The organism is Okeania sp. (assembly GCF_035285525.1).
In the GTDB taxonomy this organism is placed as follows: Bacteria; Cyanobacteriota; Cyanobacteriia; order Cyanobacteriales; family Microcoleaceae; genus Trichodesmium.
In genome coordinates this window covers 20,099-28,545 of the sequence record NZ_JAYKGW010000034.1, presented here as the reverse complement: position 1 = coordinate 28,545, position 8,447 = coordinate 20,099, and the positions used below count along the sequence as shown (strand labels likewise).

Below are 8,447 nucleotides of genomic sequence, written 5' to 3'. Positions count from 1 at the left end.
TGAAAACCGTTAGCGGTATTGTGAAACCCGCCCCTACTGTTTCAATGGATAATTAATAATTATGTAGGGGCGGGTTTGAGCAGAAATTTCTCTGTTTAATCTCAGATTTATCTAAACCCGCCCTCTTTTTGAAGAGTCAGAATTCTAAATTATAAATTCTACATTCTAAATTATAATCAAATGCAAGACCAATCTCTATCACTAAGCGAACAACCAGTAATTCTAGAGAAACCAGCCATACTATCTAGACTATTTCTCTGGATGATTATGTTAATGACCAGTTCAGCAGTAATTTGGGCTTATTTTGCTCAGATAGACCAAGCTATACCCGCAATAGGTAAATTAGAACTGAAGGATGGTTCTATAGATGTCCAAGCTCCTACCAGTGGGAATGTGGTTAGACTTCATGTAGAAAGTGGCGATCGCGTGGAAAAGAATCAACCATTATTAACTTTTAATCCTACTGTTCCTAGTGCAGACTTAGGTTCTGCCATAAAATTAAGAGAAACTATTAAAAGAGAAAACAAGTTTTACCAAGAAGTATTGGATGGCAAAGTTCCCACAGATTTACCACCAGATTTACAGAAACTTGCTCAAGAAAGGCAAACAAGAATATCAGAAAATCAAGCCTATCGCGCTCTAATTAATGAACTTTATTTAAACAGGGGTGGTTTTGTCAATATTGACCCAAGTTTACAAGGATTATATGTCAATTATAAAGCTGAATATAATTCTCGTGTGGGTACTGTAGAATTACAAATCAGAGAGCTAGAAAAACAACTTGAACAAGCAAAAGAACAGGAGGAAGCTGCTAAAGAACAGTTAAGAGTAGCCCAAGACCAATTGCAATATTCTAGACAACAATTAGAGTTTTCTAGACAACAATTAAGAAATACTGAGCAACAGCGAGTTTATGCTAATGACCAATTAAAAACTGCACAAGAACAACTAAAATTTGCTAGGGAACAACTTAATAATACTAGGGAACAATTGAATAATACTAGGGCGCAATTAGAATATTCTCAAGAACAATTAAAGTATTCTAAGGAACAATTAGAATTAGCTAAAGGGCAGTTAGAAAAGTCGGGTAAGGTGTTAAATTCTAACCAAGGAATTTTGGAGCAAATATCTCCTTTGGTAGAAGAAGGAGCGATCGCTGAATTGCAAAAAAAACGTCAGGAACAAGAAGTGTTTCGGGGTGAGAGTGAGATGTTAAGACAGCAAGACCAGATACAGTCTAGGGCAGGAGAAATTAATACCAGATTAGGAGAAATTAATTCTAGAAAAGGAGAAATTAATACTAGAAAAGGAGAAATTAATTCTCGGTTGGCTGATATTAATGCTAGACAAGGAGAGGTTAATTCTCAATTAGCAAATATTAATACTTTAGAAGGAGAAATTAATTCTAGAAAAGGAGAAATTAATTCTCGGCAAGCTGAGATTAATGCCAGGGCAGGAGAAGTTAAAGCCCGTGAAGCAGAAGTTCAAAGAGCTAAGTTAGAACAACAACGTTTAATTGTATCTATTAGGAGAACTAAGGAACAATTAAAAAATACTAGAGATGCTTGGGCAAGAGAACTTTATGCTAGAACTGCCGAAAATGAAGGTAGAGAAATTGCTAGAATAGATTCTCAATTTACTCGTTTACAACTAGACAATAATAAGCGACTAACTGAGGTTAATGCTCAGATAGAAAAGTTAGAAGAAGCCCGTGATAATCAAGTTTTAAAATCCCCAGTTTCTGGGGTAATTTTTGATTTACAACCGACAACTAAAGAAGAGTCTTCTCTAGATATAAATACAGACCCTATTTGTCAATATGTCATTAAAGAAGTTTTGCAACCAGGAGATATTCAACCACAAAGATGTGAGGATGCTTCTTTTGAAGCGCAACAAACTCAACCTTTACTAACAGTTTTGGATGATGATGAAGGTTTAGAAGCTGTCGTTTATATTCAGAATAAAGATGTTGCTTTGGTGTTAAAGGCTTTGAATGATAAACGCAAAAAATTGGAACTTTATCACGAACAAGAGTTGGCTGGTGGGGAGGTTATTCAATGTGAACCGGGCAAGAAATGTGTTTGTCCGGAACTGAGAGAAAATCGGGAAAAGTTAGGCTTAAAAGATGTAGACTGTGTACCTGTAGAAGTACAAGTTGAAGCTTTACCTGCTAATGAATTTGGTACTGCAACAGGGGAGGTTGTTTTTATTAGTAATGATGCTATTCCTCCAAGTCAAGAAGAAGGAAGAGCTTATTTTTCTTTTGAAACTAAAATTGAATTAGAAAGGCAAACTTTTGTTTTGGGTCACGAGAATGACCTGGAAATTGGTTTGCAGAATGGTATGGCAATTAACTCTAATATTAATGTTGGTAAACGGACGGTTTTAGAGTTATTCTTTAATAGGTTTACTGGTAAGTTCCAAAGTTTGACTAATGTTAATTAGCCAAAGATTAAATTTTTTGGCTCAGAGCTTCAAGTCCTCTTCTGAGGACTAAAAATACTGCGTTTTTTTAAGGGCAATCAAGACGAGACCAGGATGCACGGTTCCTGAAAAATCGCACTGATAAAATATGGTCTGTACGCTTGACTTTTGTTAATTTTTATGATAACACAGAGATATAGTTTTGAGGCCAACTAATTATCCATTTTTTTCGGGAATTTCTACCACTTCACAAATCTGTTTATCCACATAATTATTATCTACATTTTTAGTAATTAATTCGGCCAAAATTCCCAAAGATATTAACTGTACAGAGAGAATAATACACAAAATTCCAAACAAAAATAAAGGTCGAGTACCTATAGGTCGAACTTCCATAAACCAAAGTATAGTTAAATAACCCAAAGAAGTCATTCCTATGACACCAAAAAATAATCCTAAACTTCCAAACAAATGACCTGGTTTATGTAAATAATGAGTAGTGGCTAAAACTGTTAATAAATCAATAAATCCACGGGTATAACGTTCTAAACCATATTTAGATTTTCCCTGTTTTCGGCGATGATGTTGTACAGGTACTTCAGTAATTTTAAATCCTAAACTATGAGCTAATACGGGAATATAACGATGTAATTCTCCATAAACTTTTATACAGTCTAATACTTCTTTTTTATAAGCTTTGAATCCACAGTTAAAGTCATGTAATTTTACCTCCGTTAAAATGGATGTAACTCTATTAAATAATTTCGATGGTAATGTTTTAGAAAGAGGGTCATTACGATTTTTTCGCCATCCACAAACTAAATCATGTCCTGACTCTAACTTCTCTAAAAATTTAGGTATTTCGGTAGGGTCGTCTTGTAAGTCTGCGTCTAAAGTAAAGATAATATTTCCTCTAGACTTTTTAAATCCAGCAGATAAAGCAGAAGATTTTCCAAAGTTTCTTCTTAGTTTAATTCCTTTAATCTTATGGGGATATTTTTTGATTAATTCATTAATTTCTATCCAAGAGCGATCGCTACTTCCATCATCTACAAAAATTATTTCATAACTATCAATTTCTATTAAATTAATTACATCTAAAATTCTCTCAAACAAGGGTTTGATTGTGGCTTCTTCGTTATAAACTGGAATTACAAAACTGAGGTATTTATTATTCAAGGTTAAATTATAGGAAACACTTAGCTGGGAACAGGGAATAGTAAAGAATAAAAAGCAGTATCAAATAGTAGCAAACAACATCTAGTAAGGGAGGAATAGTTTCCCACTGTTTCATTAACAAATATAATCATAATGCAAGGGAGCAAGATGTTCCCACTGTTTTATTTAAAACTATGTTGATTTGCTAAAGCTATCTAATCTTGACAATTTTTTAATTTAACATAAACTAGCTTAAGATTCATCACTTTTAGGGAACACTTAACTGAGAATAGGTATGGAGGGAATAGGAAAAAAGATTTTTACAAATAAATATTGAGATACACCCCTTTATCTGTTATAACTATCTAATTTTGGCGATTTTTCAATTTCACATAATCTCTGAAAATTTCCTGTTTTTACTTTTGAATAAATGACTTTTTTCTGAGATATATCAAATTAATCAAAATTATATTGATTAGTTAAAGCTATCCAACTTTGGCGATTTTTCAACTTCACATAAGCTGTTAAAACTTCATTATCTGAGATTGAAATATTTTCTTCACTGTTGATTTTTGACCTTTGACCATTGACTTCAATATATCCTTTCCAACCTGAAAATTCATATTCTGCTCCTAAAAGTTCTGCTACATCAGCACGAGGAAAACCTAACATCCCAAAACCTTTAACTACATTTTCTTGATTCAAAATCACAATACATTTAATTGGAAAATTATCTTCACTTTTGACCTTTGAATTTTGACCTTTAACTTGACTCACCCATCCATTCACTCTAGCTGTAGTCGGAGAAAATTTAGTCACATTATCAAAATATCCCTGAAAATTTTCTGGCAGTTTAGTACTTAATAAATTAGAGTCAATTTTCTCACCCAAACTAGCACAAAAATTATTCTGTTTTATATCTCTATGAAAAGGTACTAAACCATCAGCTTTTAAAGCATCAACTAATCCTAAAAAAGCAGCAGGACGGTTGCCAACTTTTTCCTTAATTAAAGTCGGATCGGAAATTCCTAATTGTAACGATAATGCTACTAAAGGTTGAAAAGTTGCCCGATGAGCAATTTCTCTAAAAGTTGCCGTTCCTACTTGATACATTGATATAGTTAAAACTGTTAAAACTGTCACCAATGGCATAACAAAATACCATTGTTTTCTGGGGGGAAGTTGCTGTTTTTCTAACCATAGAAAAATTAGGATAATTAGACTTAACCAAAATAGAGAAGGTAGAGTTGCATAACGAGAAGCGATCGCTTGTTCTATTCCAAAACCAGAACGACTAACTGCTGCCATTAAAGCAGTTCCAAAAGTATAAATTATTATGGATAACCAAGGAAACCAATTTTGCGGATAAGATAGAAATAACCAATAAATAAAAAATATTCCTGTTAAAATTAATCCTATCCAACCTATTGCGGAAGCGATGGGAATATTATGAGTAAAAATTGCTCCTAGATAAACAGGAACATAGGCAATTATATTAATAAAATTTAGTTTAGATAACGACGGATGATGAGATGGTGTTGTGTAAGTAAAGAAATAAGTTCCTATTACTAAAACAGAAACAAATACATAAGAGATAGTAAGTTTTTTTGGCAACTTATAGAGAATAGCAACTGCACATAATATCGGGAAAACTCCTAGAGCGGTACTATAACTAATACATCCTAAAATTCCGAATATTATACTGGCAATAACAAATCTATTTTGTTGAGATTCTAGTAATTTTTTAACACAAAATATTGAGGCAATAACAAATAAATTAGCAATTACCCAATGTACTCCACTATATCCGCGCATCCAGTTATGAGCAGCAGCGGGAGTAAAGTTAAAAATTGATATGAATAAAATTAATAATAAAAGTATCGGCGGATATTTTTTGAGAGTATTGGGTACTAATATAATTAAGAAAATTCCTTGAATAAAAGCTAGGAAAAATGTCGCTAGACACAACCCAATATTGGAACCTTTGGTAAGAATAATATTTAGGGCATAAATTATGGCAGGAATTAAGACAAAATGTTCGTTGGCGCGAAACATCCAGTCAAAAATATTATTGGAAAAACCATCTATAGAATAGATATTTTTAATCATCCACCAATAATCAAAATTTAGTAGTTCTCCTGCTTTCGATATCATAAAAAGTATATAGAAAGCTGGGAGTAAAATTGCTATGGTAGTGATAATTAGAAAAGTAATCTTTGACTTTTTTTTGATTAACATAAATCGCAAAGCAAGACATGAATTTTGCTACAGATGTATGAATTAATTTGAAATAGCAATGGCAGAGTCAGACACCGATTTTGCCACAGATGTATGAATTAATTTGAAATAGCTATCTCCATCATTTTTTCCTTTTTTTTCAACATCTATTCCTTCACACCTATATAACTAAATTATTCTTCAGTTCTTTACTTTTTCCTTCTTTACTTCTTGCTACTCCCTACTCCCTAAACTAACAAACTTTAAAATTGTCTCAATTAAAACTTTTGGCTCCTTTTGGAAAAACATATGACCTCCTGGAAATTCATGTAAGTCAAAAGAAGCGAGAGTATAATGATTCCATTCAAATAATTCTTGATAGTTAACTTCACCATCATTTTTACCCCTAAAAGCAACTATGGGAAACTCAAAAGGAGGTTCACCTGATTCAATATATGTTTCATGCAGAGTCAGGTCTGCTCGTAAAATAGGTAAAAATAATTCCATTAGGTCTCGGTTTTGTAACACCGCTTCTGGAGTACCACCGTAGTCACGAAATTTAGACATTAAAACTTGTTCTGACTTTTGATGAACTGGGTTATCAGCAAGAATGTGAGGAGCATAACGACCTGAAACAAATAGACATTTAGGAGTTGGAAGTTTTGCCTTTCGTAATTGACAAGCTACTTCAAAACAGACGGCGACACCAAGACTATGCCCGAAAAATACAAAGGGATATTCTATAATTAGGGGTTTTAATGCTTGAATTAATGGAAGTAAAAGTTTATCCCATTTTGTAATTAAAGGTTCTTTAATTCTAGTTTCTCTACCTGGTAGTTGTATAGCACATACCTCTATATTAGAAGGCAAGTATTTTTCCCAGGTGCGAAACAAGGAAGCACCAGAAGCGGAAGGGTGAAAACAGAATAAACGCAGGGTCGGTTGAGAAATGGGTTGAAATATTTTCACCCAAGGAGAAGGAGTAATATTCATTAATTAATAATGGATAATTGATAATGGATAATTAATAAATAATTACCTTTAGTTAAAACCGTGAGGGAATTGAAAACAGGGAAATAATATTTCTTTTCTATTGATAGATTCTCTCACTTTTAAGGAGAAGTAATTATTAACTTTTAATTGCTGAATCTACCTATAGATTTTCAGACATAAAAACTATAGCGCCATAGTTTTGGGTGACTATAGATATAGTCTGTTGAAGTCAAATTTTGTATCTATCAATCTCAAGAAAATATTTTTATACTCAAGAGAAGGTAAAGAATGACTTAATCAATCAAAGAATTTCTCAAAACCCCAAAAATAAAAAAAGCTAATTGTTAATTATTTACAGCAACTAACTGTCTTAACATTTGCCTCAAACTATCTTTCCAATAAGGAGAATGATTTCCCAAAACTTTGGCAATTTTCCCACCATTTAAAACTGAAAAAGCAGGGCGTTTTGCTGGAGTTGGATATTCCGCAGTCGTAATAGGAACCACCCTTTTTACCTCCAAAGGAAAACCCAGTTGTTTTGCTTCTTCAAAAATAGCCATAGCAAAATCGTACCAACTAATAGCTCCACTATTTGTATAATGATAAGTTCCATAAGTTTCCTCATTAAGACGAGGAATAAATTGAGCGATCGCCTCTGCTAAATCTCCCGTCCAAGTTGGGCAACCAACCTGATCGTAAACTACTCTTAATTCTTCTCTATCTTTACCTACTCGCAACATAGTTTTGACAAAATTACCTTTTCCATAAACTCCATAAACCCAAGCTGTTCTAATAATAATATGATTAGCCTCTGTTTCTCGAATAGCTTCTTCTCCAGCCAACTTAGACTTACCATAAGTTCCGAGGGGGTTTGTGGGGTCGGTTTCTGTGTAGGGAGTGCTTTGAGTACCATCAAAAACATAGTCGGTAGAAATGTGGATTAAAGTTGCTCCTAACTTTTTAGCCTCTTTTGCTATAATTCCAGGAGCGATACTATTAACAGAATTAGCTAATTCTGGTTCATTTTCAGACTTGTCAACTGCTGTATAAGCCGCGGCATTAATAATTAGTTCTGGTTTAATTTGCTCTATAATTTGAGAGATGGCATTGGAGTTGGCTAAGTCTAAATTTTCTCGTCCTACTGCGGTTACTTCTCCTGCTTTTGTGAGCAGGGGTTGTAGTTGGTTTCCTAGTTGTCCGTTGATACCTGTTAATAATATTTTCATTTGTGATTTTTGGTTAGTTAGTTTAAATTTAATTTTTCGATTTTATTGATTTCATAAAGTTATGAAATCAAAAATAACTTTAGCTGTAAAATGCTCAGAGAACCAGATTTCTTAATTCTCGCTTTAGCTCAACAAATAGGCAAAAATTTACCCTCTTTGGAAAATATTCAGCTAGAAAGTTTGCCGAAATTTTAGAAATTATTAATTCTGAGTTTTGATAATTTTACAGTTTGATAATTTGGCAATTTTCCTTCTGTCTTTAAGTCAGCATATAGGCAAAATTTTACCCTCTCTCAAAAATTACTTTAGTTAGAAAGTTTATCCCAACATTCATAATTCTCAATTTTCGAGGTTTGATAATTTTACCCTTTGATAATTTACCAACTTTCATTCTGTCTTAATATTAAGTTATGACGAAAAATTAAACTC

Annotated in this window: 5 protein-coding genes; 1 reads left to right on the top strand and 4 read right to left on the bottom strand. The window is 33.1% G+C overall.

The genetic code is table 11. The annotated features are described in order from the left end of the window. The first annotated feature begins 180 nt into the window (after positions 1-180). Entirely contained in the window at positions 181-2,445 is a 2,265-nt protein-coding gene (locus tag VKJ25_RS03635; RefSeq protein ID WP_324235263.1) for a chromosome partitioning protein ParA, read from the top strand. Positions 2,446-2,640: 195 nt separating this feature from the next. On the opposite strand, the gene VKJ25_RS03630 is transcribed toward VKJ25_RS03635, so the two are convergent. From VKJ25_RS03630 to rfbD, 4 genes are all read right to left on the bottom strand, one after another. After that, positions 2,641-3,603 (bottom strand): glycosyltransferase family 2 protein, encoded by a 963-nt coding sequence (locus VKJ25_RS03630; protein ID WP_324235262.1) that lies wholly within the window; start codon positions 3,601-3,603, stop codon positions 2,641-2,643. A 435-nt stretch (positions 3,604-4,038) separates the two neighbouring features. Next, positions 4,039-5,736 carry a hypothetical protein gene (locus tag VKJ25_RS03625; protein ID WP_324235261.1) on the bottom strand — a complete coding sequence of 566 codons (1,698 nt, stop codon included), beginning with the start codon at positions 5,734-5,736 and terminating at the stop codon, positions 4,039-4,041. Between the two features lie 297 nt (positions 5,737-6,033). Beyond that, positions 6,034-6,792 carry a thioesterase II family protein gene (locus tag VKJ25_RS03620; RefSeq protein ID WP_324235260.1) on the bottom strand — a complete coding sequence of 253 codons (759 nt, stop codon included), beginning with the start codon at positions 6,790-6,792 and terminating at the stop codon, positions 6,034-6,036. A 344-nt stretch (positions 6,793-7,136) separates the two neighbouring features. Then, positions 7,137-8,018: a dTDP-4-dehydrorhamnose reductase gene (gene rfbD, locus VKJ25_RS03615; protein WP_324235259.1), complete on the bottom strand. Its 882-nt coding sequence runs from the start codon at positions 8,016-8,018 to the stop codon at positions 7,137-7,139. Positions 8,019-8,447 lie beyond the last annotated feature (429 nt).

Bases quoted from the DNA above. Each gene is read 5' to 3' on its own strand.
- VKJ25_RS03635 (WP_324235263.1), top strand. From the start codon at position 181: ATGCAAGACCAATCTCTATCACTAAGCGAACAACCAGTAATTCTAGAG.
- VKJ25_RS03625 (WP_324235261.1), bottom strand. From the start codon at position 5,736: ATGATATCGAAAGCAGGAGAACTACTAAATTTTGATTATTGGTGGATG.
- VKJ25_RS03620 (WP_324235260.1), bottom strand. From the start codon at position 6,792: ATGAATATTACTCCTTCTCCTTGGGTGAAAATATTTCAACCCATTTCT.
- rfbD (WP_324235259.1), bottom strand. From the start codon at position 8,018: ATGAAAATATTATTAACAGGTATCAACGGACAACTAGGAAACCAACTA.